At 73.6% G+C, this 21641-nt stretch carries 21 protein-coding genes and 1 tRNA gene; 10 read left to right on the forward strand and 12 right to left on the reverse strand.

Going from position 1 to position 21641, the window contains the following annotated elements:
* Positions 1-57: 57 nt before the first annotated feature.
* Both CRP29_RS02870 and mca read right to left on the reverse strand, forming a co-directional pair.
* The gene (locus CRP29_RS02870) at positions 58-387 is read right to left on the reverse strand and encodes a hypothetical protein (protein ID WP_097193527.1); all 330 of its coding nucleotides are present in this window, start codon (positions 385-387) and stop codon (positions 58-60) included.
* On the reverse strand, positions 384-1271 hold the full coding sequence (gene mca, locus CRP29_RS02875) for a mycothiol conjugate amidase Mca (RefSeq protein WP_097193528.1): 888 nt from the start codon (positions 1269-1271) through the stop codon (positions 384-386). The genes CRP29_RS02870 and mca overlap by 4 nt, the downstream gene beginning before the upstream one ends.
* 244 nt (positions 1272-1515) lie before the next feature.
* On the opposite strand from mca, the gene greA reads away from it, so the two are divergent.
* The gene (greA, locus tag CRP29_RS02880; protein WP_097193529.1) at positions 1516-2019 is read left to right on the forward strand and encodes a transcription elongation factor GreA; all 504 of its coding nucleotides are present in this window, start codon (positions 1516-1518) and stop codon (positions 2017-2019) included.
* A gap of 8 nt (positions 2020-2027) precedes the next feature.
* Complete coding sequence (locus CRP29_RS02885; RefSeq protein ID WP_097193530.1) at positions 2028-2348, forward strand: RNHCP domain-containing protein; 321 nt, start codon at positions 2028-2030, stop codon at positions 2346-2348.
* A 111-nt stretch (positions 2349-2459) separates the two neighbouring features.
* Here the strand turns inward: CRP29_RS02885 and CRP29_RS02890 are convergent, their stop codons facing one another.
* Genes CRP29_RS02890 through CRP29_RS02900 form a run of 3 tightly spaced genes read right to left on the reverse strand, consistent with a single transcriptional unit; the run spans position 2460 to position 6332 of the window.
* Complete coding sequence (locus CRP29_RS02890) at positions 2460-4508, reverse strand: M3 family metallopeptidase (protein ID WP_097193531.1); 2049 nt, start codon at positions 4506-4508, stop codon at positions 2460-2462.
* 22 nt (positions 4509-4530) lie between these two features.
* Complete coding sequence (locus tag CRP29_RS02895; RefSeq protein ID WP_097193532.1) at positions 4531-5337, reverse strand: ABC transporter permease; 807 nt, start codon at positions 5335-5337, stop codon at positions 4531-4533.
* A complete protein-coding gene (locus CRP29_RS02900; protein ID WP_097194058.1) occupies positions 5334-6332 on the reverse strand; it encodes an ATP-binding cassette domain-containing protein in 999 nt (332 codons plus the stop codon). The genes CRP29_RS02895 and CRP29_RS02900 overlap by 4 nt, the downstream gene beginning before the upstream one ends.
* A 183-nt stretch (positions 6333-6515) precedes the next feature.
* On the opposite strand from CRP29_RS02900, the gene CRP29_RS02905 reads away from it, so the two are divergent.
* Together CRP29_RS02905 and CRP29_RS02910 are read left to right on the forward strand one after the other, a co-directional pair.
* On the forward strand, positions 6516-7970 hold the full coding sequence (locus CRP29_RS02905; protein ID WP_097193533.1) for a sigma 54-interacting transcriptional regulator: 1455 nt from the start codon (positions 6516-6518) through the stop codon (positions 7968-7970).
* Position 7971: 1 nt separating this feature from the next.
* Positions 7972-9960: a VWA domain-containing protein gene (locus tag CRP29_RS02910; protein ID WP_097193534.1), complete on the forward strand. Its 1989-nt coding sequence runs from the start codon at positions 7972-7974 to the stop codon at positions 9958-9960.
* A 10-nt stretch (positions 9961-9970) separates the two neighbouring features.
* Here CRP29_RS02910 and CRP29_RS02915 read toward each other — a convergent pair whose 3' ends face one another.
* Positions 9971-11317, reverse strand: coding sequence for a DUF2252 domain-containing protein (locus tag CRP29_RS02915; protein ID WP_245852352.1), 1347 nt, complete (start codon positions 11315-11317; stop codon positions 9971-9973).
* Between the two features lie 73 nt (positions 11318-11390).
* On the opposite strand from CRP29_RS02915, the gene CRP29_RS02920 reads away from it, so the two are divergent.
* Both CRP29_RS02920 and CRP29_RS02925 read left to right on the forward strand, forming a co-directional pair.
* The gene (locus tag CRP29_RS02920; RefSeq protein ID WP_097193536.1) at positions 11391-12401 is read left to right on the forward strand and encodes an SGNH/GDSL hydrolase family protein; all 1011 of its coding nucleotides are present in this window, start codon (positions 11391-11393) and stop codon (positions 12399-12401) included.
* Between the two features lie 135 nt (positions 12402-12536).
* Positions 12537-13757 carry an acetyl-CoA C-acetyltransferase gene (locus CRP29_RS02925; protein ID WP_091986917.1) on the forward strand — a complete coding sequence of 407 codons (1221 nt, stop codon included), beginning with the start codon at positions 12537-12539 and terminating at the stop codon, positions 13755-13757.
* Between the two features lie 113 nt (positions 13758-13870).
* Here CRP29_RS02925 and CRP29_RS02930 read toward each other — a convergent pair whose 3' ends face one another.
* Positions 13871-14689 carry a Bax inhibitor-1/YccA family protein gene (locus tag CRP29_RS02930; RefSeq protein WP_097193537.1) on the reverse strand — a complete coding sequence of 273 codons (819 nt, stop codon included), beginning with the start codon at positions 14687-14689 and terminating at the stop codon, positions 13871-13873.
* Positions 14690-14891: 202 nt separating this feature from the next.
* Between CRP29_RS02930 and CRP29_RS02935 the strand changes: the two genes are divergently transcribed.
* The 3 genes from CRP29_RS02935 to CRP29_RS02945 are packed head-to-tail and all read left to right on the forward strand — an operon-like array spanning position 14892 to position 17297.
* Positions 14892-16559, forward strand: coding sequence for a PP2C family protein-serine/threonine phosphatase (locus CRP29_RS02935; RefSeq protein ID WP_141437033.1), 1668 nt, complete (start codon positions 14892-14894; stop codon positions 16557-16559).
* Positions 16547-16873 carry an STAS domain-containing protein gene (locus CRP29_RS02940; RefSeq protein WP_097193539.1) on the forward strand — a complete coding sequence of 109 codons (327 nt, stop codon included), beginning with the start codon at positions 16547-16549 and terminating at the stop codon, positions 16871-16873. The genes CRP29_RS02935 and CRP29_RS02940 overlap by 13 nt, the downstream gene beginning before the upstream one ends.
* Position 16874: 1 nt before the next feature.
* The gene (locus CRP29_RS02945) at positions 16875-17297 is read left to right on the forward strand and encodes an ATP-binding protein (protein ID WP_097193540.1); all 423 of its coding nucleotides are present in this window, start codon (positions 16875-16877) and stop codon (positions 17295-17297) included.
* 12 nt (positions 17298-17309) lie between these two features.
* On the opposite strand, the gene CRP29_RS02950 is transcribed toward CRP29_RS02945, so the two are convergent.
* Together CRP29_RS02950 and CRP29_RS02955 are read right to left on the reverse strand one after the other, a co-directional pair.
* A tRNA-Leu gene (locus tag CRP29_RS02950) sits at positions 17310-17383 on the reverse strand.
* A gap of 43 nt (positions 17384-17426) precedes the next feature.
* Positions 17427-18197, reverse strand: coding sequence for a uracil-DNA glycosylase (locus CRP29_RS02955; RefSeq protein WP_176522801.1), 771 nt, complete (start codon positions 18195-18197; stop codon positions 17427-17429).
* Between the two features lie 166 nt (positions 18198-18363).
* Between CRP29_RS02955 and CRP29_RS02960 the strand changes: the two genes are divergently transcribed.
* Entirely contained in the window at positions 18364-19569 is a 1206-nt protein-coding gene (locus tag CRP29_RS02960) for a GNAT family N-acetyltransferase (protein ID WP_097193541.1), read from the forward strand.
* On the opposite strand, the gene CRP29_RS02965 is transcribed toward CRP29_RS02960, so the two are convergent.
* From CRP29_RS02965 to CRP29_RS02975, 3 genes are read right to left on the reverse strand one after another with little or no spacing between them, the layout of a single operon-like run.
* Positions 19566-20534, reverse strand: a complete 969-nt coding sequence (locus CRP29_RS02965) for a Ppx/GppA phosphatase family protein (RefSeq protein WP_097193542.1) — start codon at positions 20532-20534, stop codon at positions 19566-19568. The genes CRP29_RS02960 and CRP29_RS02965 overlap by 4 nt on opposite strands.
* Positions 20531-21040: a DUF501 domain-containing protein gene (locus tag CRP29_RS02970; RefSeq protein WP_097193543.1), complete on the reverse strand. Its 510-nt coding sequence runs from the start codon at positions 21038-21040 to the stop codon at positions 20531-20533. Before CRP29_RS02970 ends, CRP29_RS02965 begins: the two co-directional genes overlap by 4 nt.
* Positions 21037-21636, reverse strand: a complete 600-nt coding sequence (locus CRP29_RS02975) for an FtsB family cell division protein (protein WP_097193544.1) — start codon at positions 21634-21636, stop codon at positions 21037-21039. Before CRP29_RS02975 ends, CRP29_RS02970 begins: the two co-directional genes overlap by 4 nt.
* Between the last annotated feature and the right edge of the window lie 5 nt (positions 21637-21641).

Below are 21641 nucleotides of genomic sequence, written 5' to 3' on the forward strand. Positions count from 1 at the left end.
CGGTAGACCGCGGTGGTCGCCGCACAAGCCCGGCGCGTGCGCCGACAGCGAACGGCGTCAGCCCTGCGCCGCGGGCCCGTTCCGGCGGTCGTCGTCCCGCGGCGGCTCGATCGCCAGCGGCGCCCGGCGCAGGGTGTCCAGCAGCTCCTGGCCGGGCTCCGACCGCGCGTCCAGCTCGGAGAGGTCGTCGGGGACGACGATCCCGGGCTCCTGGTCGGCCGGGTCGAAGCTGCGCGGCAGCCTCTTCAGGTGCCCGGACATGGACTTCACCAGCAGCGCCGTGGCGATCAGCAGGACCACGATCAGCAGCAGGCCCAGCGGGCCGGCCTTGCCGATGTCCTCGGGCAGCTCCTCGGCGGCCAGGACGGTCTGGAAAGCGGTGCTCATCGGACTCCTACCTCGCTGCGCAGGCCGGCGAACAGATCGTCCTCCGGTACGGGGGTGTCGACCAGAGAGCGGGCGAGCTCGTAGTCCTCCGTCGGCCAGATCTCCTGCTGGGTCTCGATCGGGCAGGCGAACCAGCGGCCCAGCGGGTCGATCTGGGTGGCGTGCGCGATGAGCGCGGCGTCACGGACGGCGAAGTACTCCCCGCACGGCACCCGCGTGGTCACCCGGTGGGAGATGTCCCGCGCCGGATCCCAGTTGGCCAGCCACTCCGTGTAGGGCGACTCGGCACCGGTGGCCAGGATCGCCTCGTGCAGGGCCTTCGTCCGGGGCAGCGTGAAGCTCATGTGGTAGTAGAGCTTGCTCGGCTGCCAGGGCTCGCCGAGCTCCGGGTACCGGTCCGGATCGCCTGCGGCGTCGAACGCGTGCATCGAGACCTCGTGGGTCTTGATGTGGTCGGGGTGCGGGTAGCCGCCGCGCTCGTCGTAGGTGGTGAGCACGTGCGGCCGGAACCGGCGGATCAGCGCCACGAGCGGTGCGGCGGCCTCCTCTACCGGCACGAGCGCGAAGCACCCCTCGGGCAGCGGCGGCAGCGGGTCGCCCTCGGGCAGCCCGGAGTCGACGAAGCCGAGGAACTCCTGTTCGACGCCGAGGATGTCGCGGGCCTTCGCCATCTCCTCGGCACGGATCTGGGGCAGCCGCTCCCAGACCTCGGGCCGGTCCATGGCCGGGTTGAGCACGGAACCGCGCTCTCCCCCGGTGCAGGTGGCCACCATGACGCGCACGCCCTCGGCGACGTACTTGGCCATGGTGGCGGCGCCCTTGCTCGACTCGTCGTCCGGATGGGCGTGCACGGCGAGCAGACGCAGCTGGTCGGGTCGGGTCACCGGTGCATTGTCCCCCGTCCGGCCGGGAAGCCGGCGGGCCCTCCCGTCGGCCGCGACGCAACGGTGCTGGTCGGTCCCCCGGACGGGCGAGATGTGCTCTCCGTCACGCCTGATCCGGTACCGTTCCGCATCCCGGGGCGCCTTTCCGGCTCCGTGCACCGTGCTCCGATGCGGTGTTAACTTGACCGTTCGACCAGCGGCCGTCCCCGTTCGGGGGCGGCCTCCCGATTCTCAGGAGTCCGTCGTGTCCACCCCCACTGACGAGCAGGACCAGGGCGTCTGGCTGACCCAGGTCGCCTACGACCGGCTGAAGGCCGAGCTCGACCAGCTGGTGGCGAACCGTCCGGCCATGTCCGCCGAGATCAACGCGCGCCGCGAAGAGGGCGACCTCAAGGAGAACGGCGGCTACCACGCCGCCAAGGACGAGCAGGGCAAGCAGGAGGGCCGCATCCGGCAGCTCACCGACCTGCTGCGCAAGGCCCGCGTCGGCGAGCCCCCGACGACGGCGACCAACGCCGAGCTCGGCACCGTGATCACCATCCGGTTCGCCGGTGACGACGACACGGAGAAGTTCCTGCTCGGCTCGCGCGAGATCGCCGGCACCACCGACCTGGACGTCTACTCCCCCGAGTCCGCGCTGGGCGCGGCGATCATGGGCGCCGCCCCGGGCGCATCGGTGACCTACCAGGCGCCCAACGGCCGCGACATCACCGTCGAGGTCGTGGGCGTCGAGCCCTTCGTCCCCTGACCCGCACCGTGACCCGCTCCCGACGGGCAGAGAACACCGGGTTCGCGTGCGTGCACTGCACGATCCCGGTGCCCGCCAACACCGACGGGCACTACCGCAACCACTGCCCGTACTGCCTGTGGTCGCTGCACGTCGACGACCTCCCCGGCGACCGGGCCAGCGGGTGCCGCCAGCCGATGGAGCCGATCGGGCTGGTGGAGAAGTCCGGCAAGGGCTGGCAGGTGGTGCACCGCTGCACGGCGTGCGGCCACCGCCAGCCCAACCGGCTCGTGCGCGACGGCGACGCCCCCGACGACCTCGAACTGGTGCTGTCGCTGCCCTGGCTATGACATCGCGATCCTCCGGATCGCACCGCGGCCAGGAGCCGTCCCCCCGTGGCGTGGAGCGCCTCCGTCGCGCCTGCGCGGACCCCTCCGGGGCCCACTCGGCACGACCAGACCTCAGCGGGCCAAGCCGCGTCTCCTGAGCAGCGGGGCGGGGTCGGCGTCCCGGCCCCGGACGGCACGGAACGCCGACAGCGGGTCGACCGAGCCGCCGACGGCAAGCAGCTTCTCTCGGAAGGCGTCCCCGTTGGCCCGGGTCAGCCCACCGTTCTCCTTGAACCACTCCACGGTGTCGGCGTCGAGCACCTCGGACCAGATGTAGGAGTAGTAGCCGGCCGAGTAGCCACCGGCGAAGACGTGGTTGAAGTACGTCGTCCGGTAGCGGGGCGGGACCAGGTCCGAGGCGACGCCGGCCTTCTCCAGGGCGGCGCGCTCGAACTCCACCGGGTCACCGATCTCGGTGTCCGGTGCGATCCGGTGCCAGGCCTGGTCCAGCAACGTGGCGGCCAGGTACTCGAGGGTCGCGAAGCCCTCGCCCCACAGCCGCCCGGCGTCGACCGCCTCCACCGCCGCGGCCGGGATCGGCTCCCCGGTGTCCACGTGCCGGGCGTAGTGGGACAGCACCTCGGGCCAGGCCGCCCACATCTCGTTGACCTGACTGGGGAACTCGACGAAGTCCCGCGGCACGCTGGTCCCGGCGAACCGCGGGTAGGTGACCGCAGAGCTGAGGCCGTGCAGCGCGTGCCCGAACTCGTGGAACAGCGTGTCGACCTCGTCCAGCGTCAGCAGCGCGGGCTGACCGGCCGGCGGCCGGGAGACGTTCAGGTTGTTGACGACGACCGGAGACGTCCCGAGCAGCCGCGACTGCGTCACGAACGAGTTCATCCAGGCGCCACCGCGCTTGCCCTCGCGGGCGAAGTAGTCACCCACGTACAGCCCGAGCGCGGAGCCGTCGGCGTCGGTGACCTCCCAGACCCGGACCTCGGCGTGGTAGCCGGCCAGGTCCGGCCGCGGGGTGAACCGGAAGCCGTAGAGCAGCTCGGCGGCGTGGAAGACGCCGTCCACCAGCACCCGGTCCAGCTCGAAGTACGGCCGCAGGGCGGCGGTGTCGACGGCGTAGCGCTCGGTGCGGACCTGCTCGCTGTAGAACGCCCAGTCCCAGGGCGCCAGCTCCACGCCGTCGCGGGCGGCGGCCTCGGCGAGGACCTCGGCCTCGGCCTCGGCGTTGGCCACCGACGCGGGGACCATCGAGGCGAGCATCGCGTCGACGGCCTCGGTGGTGCGGGCGGTCTGGTCGGCGAGCACGAGGTCGGCGTGGGTGTCGAAGCCCAGCAGCCGCGCGCGCTCGGCCCGCAGCGTGGCGATGCGGACGGCCACCGGACCGTTGTCGTGCTCGCCGGACGAGGCCCGGTTCACCGAGGCCTCGTGCACCCGCCGGCGCAGCTCCCGGTTGCGCAGCTTGGCCAGCAGCGGCTGCCGGCTGGGAAGGAGCAGCGGCAGCAGCCAGCCCTCGAGGCCGCGGTCGACCGCGGCGGTCCGCGCCGCGGCGACCTCCTCGGCGCCGAGCCCGTCCAGCTGGTCGGCCTCGGTCACGTGGACCGCGGCCGCCTCCATCGCCAGCTGCACGTTCTGGCCGAACGTCGTCGTCAGGCCGGAGAGCTCCTGGTTCAGCCCGGTGAGCCGGGCCCGCCCCGCCTCGTCGAGCTGCGCGCCGGAGAGCCGGAAGTCCAGGTGGTACCGCTCGACCAGCCGGACGGACTCCTCGTCCAGGCCCCGGTCGCGCCGCGCGGTGTGCACACCGTCGATGCGGCCGAACAGCGCCGGGTCCAGCCGCAGGGCGTCGGAGTGCGCGGCGGCCAGCGGCGCGATCTCCCGCTCGATCTCCCGCAGCCGCGGCGAGGAGACCGACGACGTCAGGGTGCCGAAGACGCTCCACGCCCGGGTGAGGAGGCGGCCGGAGCGCTCCATCGCCACGACGGTGTTCTCGAAGCTCGGTGGCTCCTCGGACCCGACGATCGCCGCCACCTCCGCGCGCTGCTCGGCCATCCCGGCCAGCAGCGCCTCCCGGCAGTGCTCCGGGGTGATCTCGCCGAACGGCGGCAGCCCGAAGGGCAGCGGCGAGGGGCGGAACAGCGGGTTCGCGGGAGAGATCTCGTCAGCGCTCATCCCGGGTATTACATCCTGATCCTCAACGGGCGGCCGTGCGGCGGTAGGTGCGCACCGACAGCGGCACGAACACCGCCAGGATGATCGCCGTCCACAGCAGCGTGTAGAGCGCCGGGTGCTGCAACGGCCAGGCCTCGGGCACCGGAGCCCCCGGGACGGTGTTGCCGAACAGCTCCCGGGCCGCCTGCACGACGGTGGACACCGGGTTCCACTCGGCGAACGTCTGGAGCACCGACGGGAAGGACTCCAGGGGCACGAAGGCGTTCGACGCGAAGGTGAGCGGGAAGATCACCATGAAGCTGGCGTTGTTCACGACCTCCGGCGTGCGCACCAGGAGACCGACCAGCGCCATCAGCCAGCTGATCGCATAGGCGAAGACCAGCAGCAGGAGGAAACCGCCGATCGCCTCGACCACCGAGGAGTTGATCCGCCAGCCCACGGCCAGCCCGGTCAGCGCCATGACCGTGATCGAGATGACGTTCAGACCGGCGTCGGCCACCGTCCGCCCGATCAGCACCGCGGCACGTGACATCGGCAGCGAGCGGAACCGGTCGATGAGCCCCTTCTGCAGGTCCTCGGCGATCGAGGCGCCGGTGACCGTGGACCCGAAGACGACGGTCTGGGCGAAGATGCCCGGCAGCAGGAACTCGGCGTAGTTGATGCCCGGCGGCAGGTTGATCGCCCCACCGAAGACGTACCGGAACAACAGCACGAACATGATCGGCGAGAGGGTCGCGAAGACGATCAGGTCGGGCACGCGCTTGACCTTGATCAGGTTGCGCTTGGTGATGACGGCGCTGTCGGACAACGTCGCGGCGAGGCTGCTCATCGGACTCCTCCGGACACGGCCGGCTCGGCCGGCTGCTCGTCGTCGGTGGCGACGTCCTCGGCCGCATGCCCGGTCAGGGCGAGGAAGACGTCGTCGAGATCGGGTCGGCGCAGGCCGATGTCGAAGATCTGCGCGGTCGCGCCGTCGAGCCGGCGCAACGCCTCGGCGAGCACATCGGCACCGCCGCTCACCGGCATCGAGAACCGCCGGCTCGCGACGTCGACGTTCGGCTCGTCGACACCGAGCGGCCGCAGCGCCTCCACCATCGTCGGCAGAGCGGCCGCGTCGGTGACGGTGAACTCCAGCCGCTCACCGCCCACCTGGGCCTTCAGCTCGTCGGCGGTGCCCCGCGCGATGACCTGACCGCGGTCGATGACGACCATGCGGTCGGCCAGCCGGTCGGCCTCCTCCAGGTACTGCGTGGTCAGCAGGATGGTGGTGCCGCCGTCGGCGAGCTCGGCGATGAACTCCCACATCGCCAGCCGGCTGCGCGGGTCGAGCCCGGTCGTCGGCTCGTCCAGGAACAGCACCCGGGGCCGGTTGATCAGCGACGCGGCGATGTCCAGCCGGCGGCGCATGCCGCCGGAGTAGGTCTTCGCCGGGCGGTTCGCGGCGCCGACCAGGTCGAACCGCTCCAGCAGCTCACCCGCCCGGGCGCGTGCCTCCGTCTTGGGCAGGCGGTAGAGCCGGCCCACCATCTCCAGGTTCTCGAAGCCGGTCAGGTACTCGTCCACCGCCGCGTACTGGCCGGTGAGCCCGATGGCGGCGCGGACCTCGTCGGCGTCGCGCACCACGTCGAGACCGGCCACCTCCGCCCGGCCCTCGTCGGCCGCCAGCAGCGTGGTCAGGATGCGCACCACGGTCGTCTTGCCGGCACCGTTGGGGCCCAGCAGCCCGAGCACGGACCCCTCGGCCACGGTCAGGTCCACTCCGTCGAGGGCCGTGGTGGCGCCGAAGCGCTTCACCAGGCCCTCGACGACTATCGCGTCGGTCATGCCGGCCACGCTAGAGCCGGGCACCGACGGTTTCCGAGCAGTTTTCGCGGCCGGCGGAGAGGAATCTGTGCGATGCATACCGACGGAGACCGCGCGTGGGCGCCGGAGTCATCGGCGATCGGGCTGGGAGAGCGATCCCGCGAGGGGCTCCGTTCCCGCCGTCCGCGTCGTACCGTTCCTGGGGTGACGGACGCTGCCGGACCGACCACCCCTTCCCCCGCTGCCACGACCCTGGGCGAACTGCGCGCGAGCGGCGCGACCCCCCGCCCGGTCAAGGCCGAGATCCGCGCCAACCTGCTCGCCCGCCTCGGCCGCGGCGAGCCCAGCCTGCCGGGCATGGTGGGCTTCGAGGACACCGTGCTGCCCGAGGTCGAGCGGGCCCTCATCGCCGGGCACGACCTGGTGCTCCTGGGCGAGCGCGGCCAGGGCAAGACCCGGCTGATCCGCACCCTCGTCGGCCTGCTCGACGAGTGGACGCCGGTGCTGACCGGCAGCGAGCTCAACGAGCACCCGCTGGCCCCGATCAGCGTCTGGGCGCACCGGCAGATCGCCGAGCACGGCGACGCCACCCCCGTGGGCTGGCTGCACCGCAGCGAGCGGTTCGGGGAGAAGCTGGCGACCCCGGACACCAGCGTCGGCGACCTCATCGGCGACGTCGACCCGATCAAGGTCGCCGAGGGCCGCACGCTGGGTGACCCGGAGACGGTGCACTACGGGCTGGTCCCGCGCACCAACCGCGGCATCTTCAGCGTCAACGAGCTGCCCGACCTCGCCGAGCGCATCCAGGTGGCGCTGCTCAACGTGCTCGAGGAGCGCGACATCCAGATCCGCGGCTACCGGGTGCGGCTGCCCCTGGACCTGCTGCTGGTCGCCAGCGCCAACCCCGAGGACTACACCAACCGCGGCCGGATCATCACCCCGCTGAAGGACCGGTTCGGCGCCGAGGTGCGCACCCACTACCCGATCGAGCTCGCCGACGAGATCCGGCTGCTGCACCAGGAGGCGCAGACGTCCGCGCTGGGCGGCGACGGCCTCACCGCCCCCCTCGTCCCCGAGCACCTCGTGGAGATCGTCGCCCGCTTCACCCGCCTGGTCCGCGAGTCCACCCACGTCGACCAGCGCTCCGGCGTCAGCGCCCGGTTCGCGATCGCCGGCCTGGAGACCGTCGCCGCCTCCGCCGTCCGCCGGGCCGCCATCGCCGGCGAGACCCGGCCGGTCGCCCGCGTGGTGGACCTTCCCAGCGTCGTCCCCGCCAGCCGCGGCAAGGTCGAGTTCGCCGACTCCGGCAGCGACAACGACGACGACCGCGAGCTGGAGATCCTCGACCACCTGCTCCGGCAGGCGACCGCGCAGACCTTCCGCGCCCGCTGCGCCGGGCTGGACCTCACCGGCCTGCAGGAGCACTTCACCGGCGGGGAGACCGTCGAGTCCGGCGAGCTGGTGAGCGCCCCGGCCCTGCTCGGGCAGCTCGGCACCATCCCGAAGCTGGCCGAGCTGCTGGGCCGCCTCGGCGTCCCCGAGGGCGAACACTCGGCCGAGCAGGCCGCGGCCGCGGTGGAGTTCGCCCTGGAGGGCCTGTACCTGACCCGGCGGCTGGCCAAGGACACCGACGGCGGCCGCACGATCTACGGGGCCTGAGGTGACCACCCGGCGCCCCGCGAGGGGCTACCGCTACGCGCGTTGGCACGGCGGGCCGGACCCGCTCGCACCCCCCTACGACCTGGGCAACGCCGTCGACGAGATCGGCGACTCCGTCCTGGGCGGCAGCGGCGTGCGCGAGGCGCTGCGCGAGCTGCTGCGCCGCGGCGCCGAGGGCCGCCGCGGCCTCGACGAGCTGCGCCGCTCGGTGCGCGAGCGGCTGCGCAAGGCCCGCACCGCCGGCCGGATGGACGGCACGCTGCAGGAGGTGCGCGAGCTGCTCGACCGCGCGGTGGAAGCCGAGCGCCGCGAGCTGTTCCCCGACCCGGACGACGCCGCCCGGCTGGCCGAGGGCGAGCTCGATGCGCTGCCCGAGGACACCGCCGGCGCGGTGCGCGCGCTCAAGGACTGGCAGTGGCGGTCCGAGGACGCGCGGCAGGCCTACGAGCAGATCCAGGACCTGCTCCGCCGCGAGGTGCTCGACAGCTCCTTCGCCTCGATGAAGCAGGCGCTGGAGAGCGCCGGCGAGCAGGACATGCAGGCGATCAAGGACATGGTCGCCGACCTCTCCCAGCTCGTCGACGCGCACAACCGCGGCGAGGACACCGACGAGCGCTTCGCCGAGTTCATGGAGAAGCACGGGCAGTTCTTCCCGGACGACCCGCAGACGGTCGAGGAGCTGATCGACTCCCTCGCCCGCCGGGCGGCCGCGCAGGAACGGATGATGGCCGGTCTCTCCCCCGAGCAGCGCGCCGAGCTCGCCGACCTCATGGCGCAGACCATGGAGGACATGGGGCTGGCCAGCGAGATGGCCCACCTCGGCGACGCGTTGCGCCAGGCCCGCCCGGACCTGCCGTGGGGCCGGCGCGGGCAGGTGCCCGACGGCGAACAGGCCCTCGGCATGGGCGACGCCACCTCCGCCGTCGCCGAGCTCGCCGACCTCGAGGCGCTGTCCAACCAGCTGTCCCAGGGCTACGCCGGCGCCTCGCTCGCCGACATCGACGAGGAACTGCTCGAGCGCGCGCTCGGCCGCCCCGCCGTCGACGACCTCGCGGCGCTGCGGCAGATGGAGACCGAACTCGAGCGGCAGGGCTACCTCAACCGCTCCGGCGGCAAGCTGGAGCTCTCCCCCAAGGCGGTCCGCCGCCTCGGGGCGACGGCGCTGCGGCGGGTGTTCGCCCAGCTCGACGCCGCCGGCCGCGGGGACCACGACGTCGCCGACGCGGGCGCTGCCGGTGAGCTCACCGGCAGCTCGCGGGAGTGGCGGTTCGGCGACGAGCAGCCGCTCGACGTCGTCCGCACCGTGAAGAACGCCGTCCTCCGCACGGCGCACGAGCCCCGGGCCGACGACAGCCGCCGCGTGCGGATCGCGGTCGAGGACTTCGAGGTCGTCGAGACCGAGCGGCGCACCGGGGCGGCGGTCGCGCTGCTGGTCGACCTCTCCTACTCCATGGCGCTGCGCGGCACCTGGGGTGCGGCGAAGTCCACCGCCATGGCACTGCACTCGCTGGTGACCACCCGCTTCCCGCAGGACGCGATCGAGATCATCGGGTTCGCCTCGACCGCCCAGGTGCTGCAGCCCTCGACGCTGGCCGAGTTGTCGGTGGACACGCTGCAGGGCACCAACCTGCAGCACGGGCTGATGCTCGCCCGGCGGTTCCTGGCCAAGCACCACGACGCCGAGCCCGTCGTCCTGGTCGTCACCGACGGCGAGCCGACCGCGCACCTCGAGGACGACGGGACGCCGTTCTTCTGCTGGCCCCCGATGCCCGAGACGATCGCCCGCACGGTCGCCGAGGTGGAGCGCGTGGCCCGGACCGGAGCCACGGTCAACGTGTTCGCGCTCGACCCCGACCCCGGCCTGGTGCACTTCGTGCACGACCTGACCGAGCGGGCCGGCGGCCGGGTCTTCACTCCCGACAGCGACCGGCTCGGCGAGTTCGTGGTCGCCGACTACCTGCGCACGCGCCGGGGCCGCCGGACGCGGTGAGCCCCGAGGCTCAGGTGCTCGAGCTGATTCCGGGGATCGCGCCGGCGCGGAAGGCGTCGACGAAGAGCCGGTGGTCCTCCTGGGCCCGGCGCGCGTAGGTGTGCGCGAACGCGACGACGTCGTCGACGAACTCCCGCCGCCGCCCACCGAGCATCGCGCCGATCGCCTCCTCGGTCTGGAACGGCACCAGCGTGTGGTCGCTGTCGGCGTCGCCCACGCAGTGCAGCTTCGCCGTGGCGCGGCCCAGCTGGGCGAGCACCGGCCGGATCTCGTCGGGCTCGGTGAGGTCCTCCCAGTCGAGGTCGAGCTCGTAGGGCGACAGCTCGGCGACGACGAAGCCCGCCCCACGGATGTCGGTGTAGCCCAGGAACTGGGAGGCGTGCGACTGGAGCGCCCGCCGGCTCACCGCCGTCCGGTGCCCCTCGTGCTGGAAGTAGCCGGCGATCTCCGCGTCGTCGACGATCCGGCTGGGCGCGGGCACGTTGCCCTGCTTCACCGACAGGACGACGTCGTTCTCCAGCGCCTGGTCGTAGCCCTCCAGCAGCACGTTGTAGGCCGGCAGCCCGGCGCTGCCGATGCCGAAGCCACCGGTGCCGATGAGGTCCTTCACGTCGTAGGCGACCTCGCGGCGCCACGGGCGGGGCGGCAGCGTCGCCTTGTACCGCTCCAGCGCGGCCAGGACCTCGTCGCGCTCGGCGTCGTCCAGCCGCCGGTTGCGCGAGGAGTCGGCGAAGCGCCGCTCGCCGTCCTCCACCGCCGTCATCCGCTCCAGCAGGCCGAGGCGGGTGCGGGTGGCCGTCCGGCGGATCAGGTCGTGCACCGCGCCCTCGGTGTTGCCGGCCACGAGGGCGAAGTCGCGATCGGCGTCGGAACGGGTGAACGCCTCCACCTGGTCGAGCCAGGCGTCCAGGTAGACGACGAGCAGCTCGCCGATCACCTCGTCGGAGAACGCCTTGCGCCAGGCCAGGAGGGCGAAGCTGGCCGCGAAGCGGCGCAGGTCCCAGCTCACGTGCCCGAGGTAGGCCTCGTCGAAGTCGTTGACGTCGAAGACGATCCGGCCGTTCGCGTCCATGTAGGTGCCGAAGTTCTCCGCGTGCAGGTCACCGTGGATCCACACGCGCGACGTCCGCTCGTCGCTCCAGCGGTCCTCCTCCGTCGCCATGTCGGCGTAGAACAGGCAGGCGCTGCCCCGGTAGAAGGCGAACGGGTCCGCGGCCATCTTGCGGAACTTGGCGCGGAAGGCCCCGGCGTCGGCCGCCATCAGGTCGGCGAAGGCGTCGACCAGCACGTCCACGATCAGCCGGCTCCGGTCGTCGAGCGCCTCGGGCGGGGTCATACCGTCGGGGGAGAGTGCCACAGGGGCACGGTAGGTGGCGGATAGCCTCGGTGCTCGGCCATCGGGGGCCGCCCGGACGGCCGGAGGGGGCAGCGTGACGCGAGCGACCGTGGCACGGCGGCTGGCGACCGGTGCCGCCTACGGCGGCGGTGGCGTCGGCCTGGCCGGTGCCGCGCTGTTCGCCCTGATCCGCGAGGAGGCACGGGCCGCGCGGCGTCGCGTCGACGCCCGCCGCGACCCCGACCCACCGTCCGGCGACGGGGTCTACGGCCGCGGGCGCGGGAAGCCGATCTCCTTCACCGTGCTGGGCGACTCGAGCGCGGTGGGCCTGGGCGTCGAACGGGCCACCCAGACCCCGGGCGTGCTGATCGCCGCGGCCCTGACCGAGCTGGCCGAGCGCCCTGTGCGACTCACCCGGCTGGCCGTCTCGGGCGCCAGGTCGCCGCAGCTGGACGCGCAGGTCGACGCCGCCCTCCAGGAGCACCCGGACGTCGCCCTGATCATGATCGGCGCGAACGACGTCACCAGCCGCACCCGACCGGCCGTCTCGGTCCGCCACCTCGGGGACGCCGTCCGCCGGCTGACGGACGCGGGCGCCGAGGTCGTCGTCGGCACCTGCCCCGACCTCGGCACGATCCGACCGATCCGGCAGCCGCTGCGCACCCTGGCGCGGCGCTGGAGCCGGCAGATGGCCGCGGCGCAGACCATCGCCGTCGTGGAGGCCGGCGGCCGCACGGTGTCGCTGGGCTCGGTGCTCGGCCCCACGTTCGCCTCGGACCGCGACATGTTCAGCCGCGACGAGTTCCACCCCAGCGCCGTGGGCTACGCGCACGCGGCCGCGGTGATCCTGCCCTCGGTCGCGGACTCGCTCGGCGTCTGGCCGGCGTCGGCCGACCGGCGCCGGGGCCCCCTGCGGCGCGACTCGGTCCGCCCCGTCGCCAGCGCCGCGGCCCGGGCCGCCAGCCGGACGGGCAGCGAGGTCCAGCCCGCCGAGGTGCCCGGCACGGAGTCCGGACCCTGGGGGGGCTGGGCGCTGCTGCGCCGCCGCCGGCCCCCGGACCTGCCGACGGCGGAGGAGGCCGACCGCGAGCCGGTCGCGCCCTGACCTCCGGGTGACGCGGACCACACCGGCCTGCCCTCGTGTGCCGCGGCTCATAGCCCGGGAGGCGCCCGGGGTAGCTTCAGAGGCGACCCGACGTCCGGCGAGATCGTGGCCGGACCCCCTCATCGTGGAGGACCCATGCCCGAAGCAGTCATCGTCAGCACCGCCCGCTCCCCCATCGGCCGCGCCTTCAAGGGCTCGCTGAAGGACATGCGCCCCGACGACCTCGCCGCCGCCATCGTGCGCGCGGCGCTGGACAAGGTGCCGTCCCTCGACCCGCGCGACATCGACGACCTGATGCTCGGCGTCGGTCTCCCCGGTGGCGAGCAGGGCTACAACATGGGCCGCGTCGTCAGCGTCCTCATGGGCATGGACCACCTGCCCGGCACCACGATCACCCGCTACTGCTCCTCCTCGCTGCAGACCACCCGCATGGCGATGCACGCCATCAAGGCCGGCGAGGGCGACGTCTACATCTCCGCCGGCGTCGAGATGGTGTCCCGCTTCGTCAAGGGCAACAGCGACGGCCTGCCGGACACGAAGAACCCGCTCTTCGAGGAGGCCCAGGCCAAGGCGGCCAAGGATGCCGAGAGCGGCGCCGAGACGTGGGAGGACCCGCGCGAGAACGGCGCACTGCCCGACGTCTACATCGGCATGGGCCAGACCGCCGAGAACCTCGCGCTGATCAAGGACGTCTCCCGCCAGGAGATGGACGAGTTCGCCGCCCGCAGCCAGAACCTGGCCGTGGAGTCGATCGACAACGGCTTCTGGGCCCGCGAGATCACCCCCGTCACCACGCCGGACGGCACCGTGGTCAGCCAGGACGACGGCCCGCGTCGCGGCACCACCGTCGAGGGCCTGTCCGGCCTCAAGCCGGCCTTCCGCCCCAACGGCCGCGCGACCGCCGGAAACGCCTGCCCGCTCAACGACGGCGCCGCCGCCGTGATCGTCATGAGCGACACGAAGGCCGCCGAGCTGGGCCTCACGCCGCTGGCCCGCATCGTCTCCACCGCGGTCACCGGCCTCTCGCCGGAGATCATGGGCTACGGCCCGGTGGACGCGTCGCGGGTGGCCCTCAAGCGCGCGGGCATGACCATCGACGACATCGACCTCGTGGAGATCAACGAGGCGTTCGCCGCTCAGGTCATCCCGAGCTACCGGGACCTGAACATCGACATCGACAAGCTGAACGTCAACGGTGGCGCCATCGCCGTCGGCCACCCGTTCGGCATGACCGGTGCCCGCATCACCGGCACGCTGATCAACGGCCTGCAGACCCGCGACAAGACGTTCGGTCTCGAGACCATGTGCGTCGGTGGCGGCATGGGCATGGCGATGGTCATCGAGCGCCTCTCCTGATCCCGCTCCGGGGGCTCCCGCACAGGGAGCCCCCGGACAGAACAGTGGCCCGGCCCCCTCGCGGGGACCGGGCCACTGTCATGTGGTGCAGCGTTCAGGGTGCAGGGTTCAGCTCAGTCGCGCAGGTAGCTGAGCAGACGCAGGATCTCGATGTACAGCCAGACCACCGTGACCAGCAGGCCGAAGGCGATGTACCAGGCGAACTTCGCCGGGGCGCCGCGGCGGATGGCCTCGTCGGCCATGTCGAAGTCCATCAGCAGCAGGAACGCGGCGATGCCGATCATCACGACGCTGAACAGGATCCCGATGGGGCCGTCGCTGCGGATGCCGAGGCCGTCGTCCATGAAGAAGTAGGCGACGAAGTTGGCCAGCATGAGCACCAGGGCGCCGATGAGCGCACCGAACACCCAGCGGGTCAGCTTGGGGGTCACCCGGACGGCGCCGGTCTTGTAGACCACCAGCATGCCGCCGAAGACACCGAAGGTGCCGATCAGCGCCTGCATCACGATGCCGGGGTAGATGTCGTTGAACGCCTCGCTGATGGCGCCGAGCGCGACACCGTAGAGCGCGCCGTAGGACAGCGTGGCGATCGGGTTGGCGATCTGCTTGAACGAGATCACCAGGCCGAGCACGAAGGCGACGAGCACGGCCGGCAGGGCCAGGCCCCACGCGGCGTCACCGGGGGCGGCCCACACGGCTGCCGCGGCCAGCACCGTCACCAGGAACGACAGGCCCGTCTTGGTGACGACGTCGTCCATCGTGAGGTAGCGCGTCGTCGTCGCCGCGTACGGCGAGGGAGCGGCATAGGGGTCCTGCGTCGGGGCACCGTACTGGCCGGGCGCGCCGAACTGCGGCGTCGAGCCCCAGCCCGCCTGCTGCTGGCCGCCGCCCGCGCCGCCGAGCCCCCGGAAAGCGGGGTTGTTGCTGGGCATTGTCATCTCCTCGAGGTGACCGCTGGATCGTGGCGTACACGGTGGTGCACTCCACTCGGTCAGGTCAACGCTTCGGGGGCTGCTGTAGTTCCGGCGTGTCGCCGCGGGCTCCGCCCGCGGCGGACGTGGCCGACCGGCCCCCGGCCGGATGGAGCTGCGGCTACCGTCACCCCGTCGGGACGGGACTTCCTGGATGGTGGCGGTGAACGATCGGCAGGAGCCGCCGGTGGCCGGCGACGACCGGACCGGGATCGACGAGCGTGGCCCGGCGCGGGGGCGGCGCTCGCAGGTCGGGACCCGCCGCCCTGCCCTGCACCGCACGAGCGCTCTGGTCGCCGTCGCGGTGCTCCTGATCGCCGGAGCCCTGGCGTGGCTGGCGGCGCGGGTCACCCAGGACGCCAACCGGGATCTGCTCGACCGGCAGGTGGAGCAGGCCGCGACCGTCCTGAGCAGCGGGGTCGGCACCCTCCAGGTGCAACTAGGCGACGCCGCGCAGGTCGCCCTCGCCACCGCCGCCGCACCCGGACCGTTCCAGGGGTTCGCGGCCGCGCGGCTCACCGGCAACGAGTCCTTCGCCTCGCTGTCCTTGCTGCGCATCACCAACGGCCGGGTCGAGGTGCTGGCCACCGAGGGCGAGGAGCCCCGGCTGCCGGCCGGTGGGCTGGACGACCCGTTCTTCACCGGCCTGCAACCCGACGGGCAGCTGGCGGTGGCCGGCCTGCTGCCCGGCGAGCAGACGCGGCTCGCCTTCGCGCTGATGCCTGCCGGGGACCCCACCGGGCTGGTCGTCTACGCCGAGTCGCGGGTCGACCCCGGCCCCCAGCCGGAGCCCGAGGCGCCGGAGGACGCACCGTTCGGTGGCCTTGACTTCGCCGTCTACCTCGGTGAGGGCACGGATCCGGCGAACCTGGTGCTGTCCACCGCACCGGCGCCCATCCGCGGCGACACCGAGGTGGCGACCACGCCGTTCGGGAAGACCGTTCTCACCATCGTCGGCTCCGCCGAGTCACCGCTGACCGGCCGGCTGGCGACCGCGCTGCCGTGGATCGTCGCCGGTGCGGGGGCCGCCCTGGCGGTGGCCTTCGCCGCGGGTGTGGAGATCCTGTCCCGGCGGCGGGAGGTCGCCCAACGGCTGGCCGACGACAACGGGCGGCTCTACCGCCAGCAGCGGGGTATCGCCGGCACCCTGCAGCACTCGCTGCTGCCGGACCTGCCGGAACTGGACGGGCTCGAGGTGGCCGCCCGCTACGTCGCCGGCGTCGACGAGCTCGACGTCGGCGGCGACTGGTACGACGTGATCCCGCGCGGTCCTGGCTGCTGCGTGTTCGTCGTCGGCGACATCTCCGGCCGCGGGCTCCCGGCGGCCACCACGATGGCCTCGCTGCGGTTCGCGGTGCGCGCCTACCTCGCCGAGGGCCACGACATCGAGACGGTCATGGCGCAGCTGAACGGGCTGCTGCAGATCGACACCGACCACCAGTTCGCCACCGTCCTGCTCGGGGAGCTGGACGTGTCGGCCGGGCGGCTCCGCGTGCTGTGCGCGGGGCACTTCCCTCCCCTGCTGGTGACCGACGGGCGCGCCGAGGCGATCGACTGCCCGATCGCGCCGCCGATCGGCGTCGGCCCTGCGCGGCTGAGGTCGGCCACGGAGGTTCGCGTGCACGGCCCGGCGACGTTGCTGGCATTCACCGACGGTCTGGTGGAACGCCGCGACGAGGTTCTCGACACCGGCCTGGACCGGCTGCGCGAGACGGCCGCCCGTCATGCCGGCCGGCCGCTGGAGGATTTCGTCGATCAGCTGATGGAGGACCTGACGGGGACCGGCGCGAAGGATGACACTGTGCTCATGGCGCTCCGATGGACGAGCTAGCCGCCGAGCGCGCGCGGCTGGACGTGGCCGCCGCAGCCGACGGCACGCCGCTGCTGGTCCGGCTCGGCGGTGAGCTGGACCTCGCCGGGCTGCCCGACGTGCAGCCCGCGCTGGACCGGCTGCTGCGCCTGCCCCCTCAGCCGGTGCGCGTCGACGCCACCGAGCTGCGGTTCCTCGACTCGACCGGTCTCGCGGTGCTGATCCGGCTCGCCAACCACTTCGACCGGATCGAGCTGGTGCACACCACCCCGGCGGTGCGCCGCGTCGTGGCGGCGCTCGGTCTGGCGGACCACCTGGGCCTGGTCGGCGGCTGACATGCCCAGTCGCTCGTTCCCCGCCTATCCGGGGTCGGTGCCGGATGCCCGCCGCTACGTGGCCGACGCCCTCGCCGATCTCTCCGACCGGCCGCGGGAGACCGCGGAGCTGCTGGTCTCCGAGCTGGTCACCAACGCGGTCCGGCACGGCTCCGGCCCTCGCGTCGAGGTGTCGGTGGACGTCCTGCCCGGGGAGCGGATCTGCATCGGCGTCACCGACGACGGCGACGGCTACCCGGTGCAGCGCTCCCCTCGGGTCACCGACGAGCACGGGCGCGGTCTCCACCTGGTCGGCCTGCTCGCCGACCGGTGGGGTGTGCGCCGCACCTCCGGTGGCGATGCCAAGACCGTGTGGTTCGAGCTGGCCGTGACCCGGACCTCTGCAGGTTCGTCGCCCAGCGGCACCACGGTGGACGACGTCTGACTCGTGGAACGGTGCCCCCGGTCGGGTTCGAACCGACGCTGGAACCCTTTTAAGGGGTCTGCCTCTGCCAGTTGGGCTACGGGGGCGGACTGACTGCGATGCCTGGCAGCACGCTAGCGCCGCCGCCGGTCAGCCGTCGGAGCCGGCCAGCTCCGTCGCCCGGGTGAGGACGGCGTCGAGCATCGGCTCGGTGAGCTTCCCGGTGAAGGTGTTCTGCTGGCTCACGTGGTAGCTGCCCAGCACCGTGAGCGGCCCGCGCGACCCGGACAGCTGCACCTCGGCGCCGTGCCCGAACACCGGCCGGGGCCGCGGGATCGCGTAACCCGCGGCGGCGAGCACCGGCCACAGCGCCGTCCAGCCGAACCCACCGAGCACCACGACCACCCGCAGCCGCGGCAGGAGGTCCAGCTCGCGGGCCAGCCACGGCGAGCAGGTGTCCCGCTCCGCCGGGGTGGGCGCGTTGGCCGGCGGAGCGCAGCGCACCGCGGCGGCGACGCGCACGTCGGTGAGCTCGAGGCCGTCACCGACGTGCGTGGACGTCGGCTGGTTCGCCAGCCCCGCCCGCCACAGGGCGGCGAAGATCCAGTCGCCGCTGCGGTCGCCGGTGAACACCCGGCCGGTGCGGTTCCCGCCGTGCGCCGCCGGGGCCAGGCCGACGACGGCGATGCGCGCGTCGGCCGGCCCGAGCCCGGGCACCGGCCGGCCCCAGTACTCCTCGTGCCGGAACGACGCCCGCTTCACCTCGGCGACCTCCTCGCGCCAGGCCACCAGCCGCGGGCAGGCGGAGCAGCCGGAGATCCGCTGGTCGAGCACGGTGAGCTCGCGGGTGGCCCGCGCCGCCCGGACCACCCCTGCGGGAGTGCGCGTGACCGGGAACCGGGCCTCGTCGTCGGAGAGCACGGCCCAGTGCACCACCCCCGCGGCGGGCGCGTTCCGGAGGGGCCGGACGAACCTCCGGGAAGTCCCTCGTCGGAGGGGTCCGCCCCGGTCCGGCAGTCCCTATCCTCGTGCAGGTCAGCGATCCGCCACACGGCAGGAGCCGCCGTCCGGAGAAGGGTGTGGCTCGATGAGCACGACGGTGGTTCCCCCCGACAGCGGAGTGCAGGACGGCGTCGGCACGGACGCGGCGGCCCCGGCCGGACCGCGGGAGGTCGTCGTCTCCGCGCACGACGAGTTCGACGCCCTGGCACAGGCATGGGACGACCTCTGGCGACGCAACCCGGCCGCCACCGCGTTCCAGTCCCACGCGTGGAGCAGCGCCTGGGCCCGCGCGTACGTCCCGGCCGGACAGCTGGCCACGGTCACCGTGTGGGACGGGGACACCCTCGTCGCCGCGGCGCCGCTGCACCGGACCCGCCGCGGACCGGTGCGGGTGCTGGCTCCTCTCGGCGGCCCGCTGAGCGACTCCACCGACGTCCTGCTGGATCCGCAGGTGCCCGACGCCGGGCCCCGGCTCGCCCGCGCGCTCGCGCGGGTCCCCGGCTGGCGCGTCCTGGACCTGCCGGAGGTGCTGCCGGGTTCCGCGGCCGAGGACTGGGCACGGAGCTGGCCGGGCCGGCTCCGGCGGGTCCCCTCCTCGCTCAACCTCCAGCTCCCGGTGCTCCCGCAGGCCGATCTCCTCGCGCGGCTCCCGTCGCGGACCGCCGGCACCCTGCGCCGCAAGCTCAAGAAGGTCGACAAGCTGGGCATCGACCGGATCGAGCTCGCCCGGGCCGACGTCCCGGACGCCGTCGACGAACTGCTCCGCCTGCACGAGGCCCAGTGGGCCGGCCGGCGGGGCAATCCCGAGCACCTCACCGAGCGGTTCCGGACCTTCCTCGTCGAGGCGGTCGGAGCGATGGTCGACCGCGGTCAGGCCGTGGTCGTCGAGTACCGCCTCGACGGCCGGGTGATGGCGAGCGAGGTGGACCTGGTCGGGCACCGGCAGCTGGCCTACTACCTCGCGGGCATCGACCCGGACCTGCGCGAGCACCTCGACACCTCGGTGCTCCTGGTCGGTGGTGCCCTCGCGCTCGCCGAGCGGCTGGAGCTGCCCGAGTACTCGTTCCTCCGCGGCGACGAGGACTACAAGCTCCGGTGGCGCCCGGACCACGTGACGGCGGAGCGGATCCTGCTCGCACGCCCGGGGCTCCTCGGTTCGGCCGGCTACGTCCCCGCGACGGCGGTGACCTCGGCCGTGCTGACCCTCGCCCGGCGAACCCTGGACGGCCGGGCGCGCGAGTTCGCCCGATCCGTCATGCACCGGGTCCGGCAGATCAGGGCGAGCCGCTAGCCGACCGGGTCGGGCCGGCCGCGCGCGAGCCGCAGGGCGATGCCGTCGAGGATGTCGTGCTCGCTGACGACGACCTCGTCCAGGCCGAACTCGTCCATGATCACCCGCAGGATGAGCGCGCCGGCGCCGATGACGTCGACCCGTCCGGGGTGCATGACGGGGAGCGCCGCTCGCTGCGTCCGCGGCATCGCCAGCAGCGACTCGCTCACCCGGCGTACGTCGGCGACGGCGATGCGGGAGCCGTGGATGGTCTCCGGGTCGTAGGCGGGCAGGTCCAGGGCCAGGGCCGCGACGGTGGTCACCGAGCCGGCCAGCCCGACCAGGCTCGCCGCCGCGGCGACCGGCACCTCCGCGGTGACCAGCGCCAGCGCCGCGCGGATGTCGGCGACGGTGGCCTGCACCTCGGCGTCGGTCGGCGGATCGCCCGCCAGCCGCCGCTCGGTCAGCCGCACGCAGCCGATGTCGACCGAGCGGGCCGCCCGCAGCCCCGACGCGTCGCCGAGCACGAACTCCGTCGACCCGCCGCCGATGTCGACCACGAGGAACGGGGCCTCCGGCGCGGCCGAACCGTGCGCCGCCGCGGCGGTCTCCAGGGACGCCGTCGCGCCCAGGAAGGAGAGCTCGGCCTCCTCCCGGCCCGGGACGACGTCGGGCAGCCGACCCAGCGTGGTCAGCACCATCTGCTCGAACTCGGCCCGGTTCGCGGCGTCCCGGGTGGCGCTGGTCGCGACCATGCGGACGTCCTCGGCACCCAGCTCGCGTGCGGTCGCCGCGTACTCGGCCAGCACGACGCGGGTGCGCTCGATCGCGTCCGCGGCCAGCCGGCCGGTGGCGTCGACGCCCTGCCCGAGCCGGACGACCTCCATCCGGCGGACCAGGTCGGTCGCGCCGCCCGTGGACGGCACGTCGGCGACGAGCAGCCGGATGGAGTTGGTCCCGCAGTCGATCGCGGCGACCCGCGTCACGCGGTCTCCCCCGGCCCCTCGGGGAGTGCGCAGGGGCCCTTCGCCCACCACTCCCCCATCTCCTCCACCGCGCGGTCGCCGATCGGGTTGACGCCCGGCCCGGCGGCCAGCGCGTGCCCGGCCAGCGCGTGCAGGCACTTGACCCGGTCGGGCATCCCGCCGGCGGTGGCGCGGGTGGGCAGCACGTCCTTGGCGTCCCGCTCGGCCAGGTAGGCCTCGTGCGCGGCGCGGTAGGCAGCGGCCAGCTCCGGGTCGGTGCCCAGCTCGTCCTGCCACTCGCGCATGCGGCCGGCCGACTCCAGCCGGCTGGCCGCGGCCGACGCCCGCGGGCAGGTCAGGTAGTACAGCGTCGGGAACGGCGTGCCGTCCTCGAGCCGGGGTGCGGTCTCCACGACGTCGGGCTGGCCGCAGGGGCAGCGGTGCGCGACCCCCTCGAGCGCACGGGGTGCCCGGCCCAGCTGCCGCTCGACGACGTCGCGGTCGGCCGGGGTGATCTGCTCGCTCACTCCTGCGGCTCCTCGGGCAGGTCGCCGTCGGCCCGGGCGACCGACTCCATCAGTCCGTCGAACCACGGCTGCGGCTCGGGAGGCGCGGCCACCTCGTCCAGCGTGCCGGCGTCGCCCTCGACCGCCTCGCCGTCGACGACGACGACGAGCCGGTCACCGGGCAGCACGTAGGTGAGCCGCTCCCGCGCCTGGCGCTGGGTCCAGGACGGATCGCCCTGCCGCTCCAGCTGCGCCTCGAGCTCGGCGGCCCGCCGGTCGAGCTCCTGGCCCTGGGCGCCGAGCTCGGCCAGCTCCTGCTGACCGGCCAGGTACTGGCGGAACGGGCCGGCCAGGGTGAGGGCGAGCAGCAGGACCAGCCCGATGAGCAGCACCGCCCGCCCGGTGAGCAGCGGCCGACGGCGGCCGGCCGGGGCGGCCGTCGTCCGGGTGGGCCGGCGCGCGGCGCGCCGCTCCCCCGGCCGGCGGGTGGGGTGCGGCGTCCCCGACCGCAGCCCGGTGCGCACCGGACGGGTCGTGTGGACCCGTGGCACGCGACCGGTGCTGCGGGAGCCGGACGGCGGGGTGTTGCCGCCGCGCCGGCCGCGGACGCTGCTCATGGGCG

Source organism: Blastococcus aggregatus (assembly GCF_900221005.1).
GTDB classification, from domain to species: Bacteria; Actinomycetota; Actinomycetes; order Mycobacteriales; family Geodermatophilaceae; genus Blastococcus; species Blastococcus aggregatus.

Excerpts from the sequence above, each read along its gene's own strand:
- CRP29_RS02870 (WP_097193527.1), bottom strand. The coding sequence starts at position 387 with ATGAGCACCGCTTTCCAGACCGTCCTGGCCGCCGAGGAGCTGCCCGAG.
- CRP29_RS02890 (WP_097193531.1), bottom strand. The coding sequence starts at position 4,508 with ATGAGCGCTGACGAGATCTCTCCCGCGAACCCGCTGTTCCGCCCCTCG.
- CRP29_RS02895 (WP_097193532.1), bottom strand. The coding sequence starts at position 5,337 with ATGAGCAGCCTCGCCGCGACGTTGTCCGACAGCGCCGTCATCACCAAG.
- CRP29_RS02900 (WP_097194058.1), bottom strand. The coding sequence starts at position 6,332 with ATGACCGACGCGATAGTCGTCGAGGGCCTGGTGAAGCGCTTCGGCGCC.
- CRP29_RS02925 (WP_091986917.1), top strand. The coding sequence starts at position 12,537 with ATGCCCGAAGCAGTCATCGTCAGCACCGCCCGCTCCCCCATCGGCCGC.
- CRP29_RS02930 (WP_097193537.1), bottom strand. The coding sequence starts at position 14,689 with ATGCCCAGCAACAACCCCGCTTTCCGGGGGCTCGGCGGCGCGGGCGGC.
- CRP29_RS02940 (WP_097193539.1), top strand. The coding sequence starts at position 16,547 with ATGGACGAGCTAGCCGCCGAGCGCGCGCGGCTGGACGTGGCCGCCGCA.
- CRP29_RS02945 (WP_097193540.1), top strand. The coding sequence starts at position 16,875 with ATGCCCAGTCGCTCGTTCCCCGCCTATCCGGGGTCGGTGCCGGATGCC.
- CRP29_RS02960 (WP_097193541.1), top strand. The coding sequence starts at position 18,364 with ATGAGCACGACGGTGGTTCCCCCCGACAGCGGAGTGCAGGACGGCGTC.
- CRP29_RS02975 (WP_097193544.1), bottom strand. The coding sequence starts at position 21,636 with ATGAGCAGCGTCCGCGGCCGGCGCGGCGGCAACACCCCGCCGTCCGGC.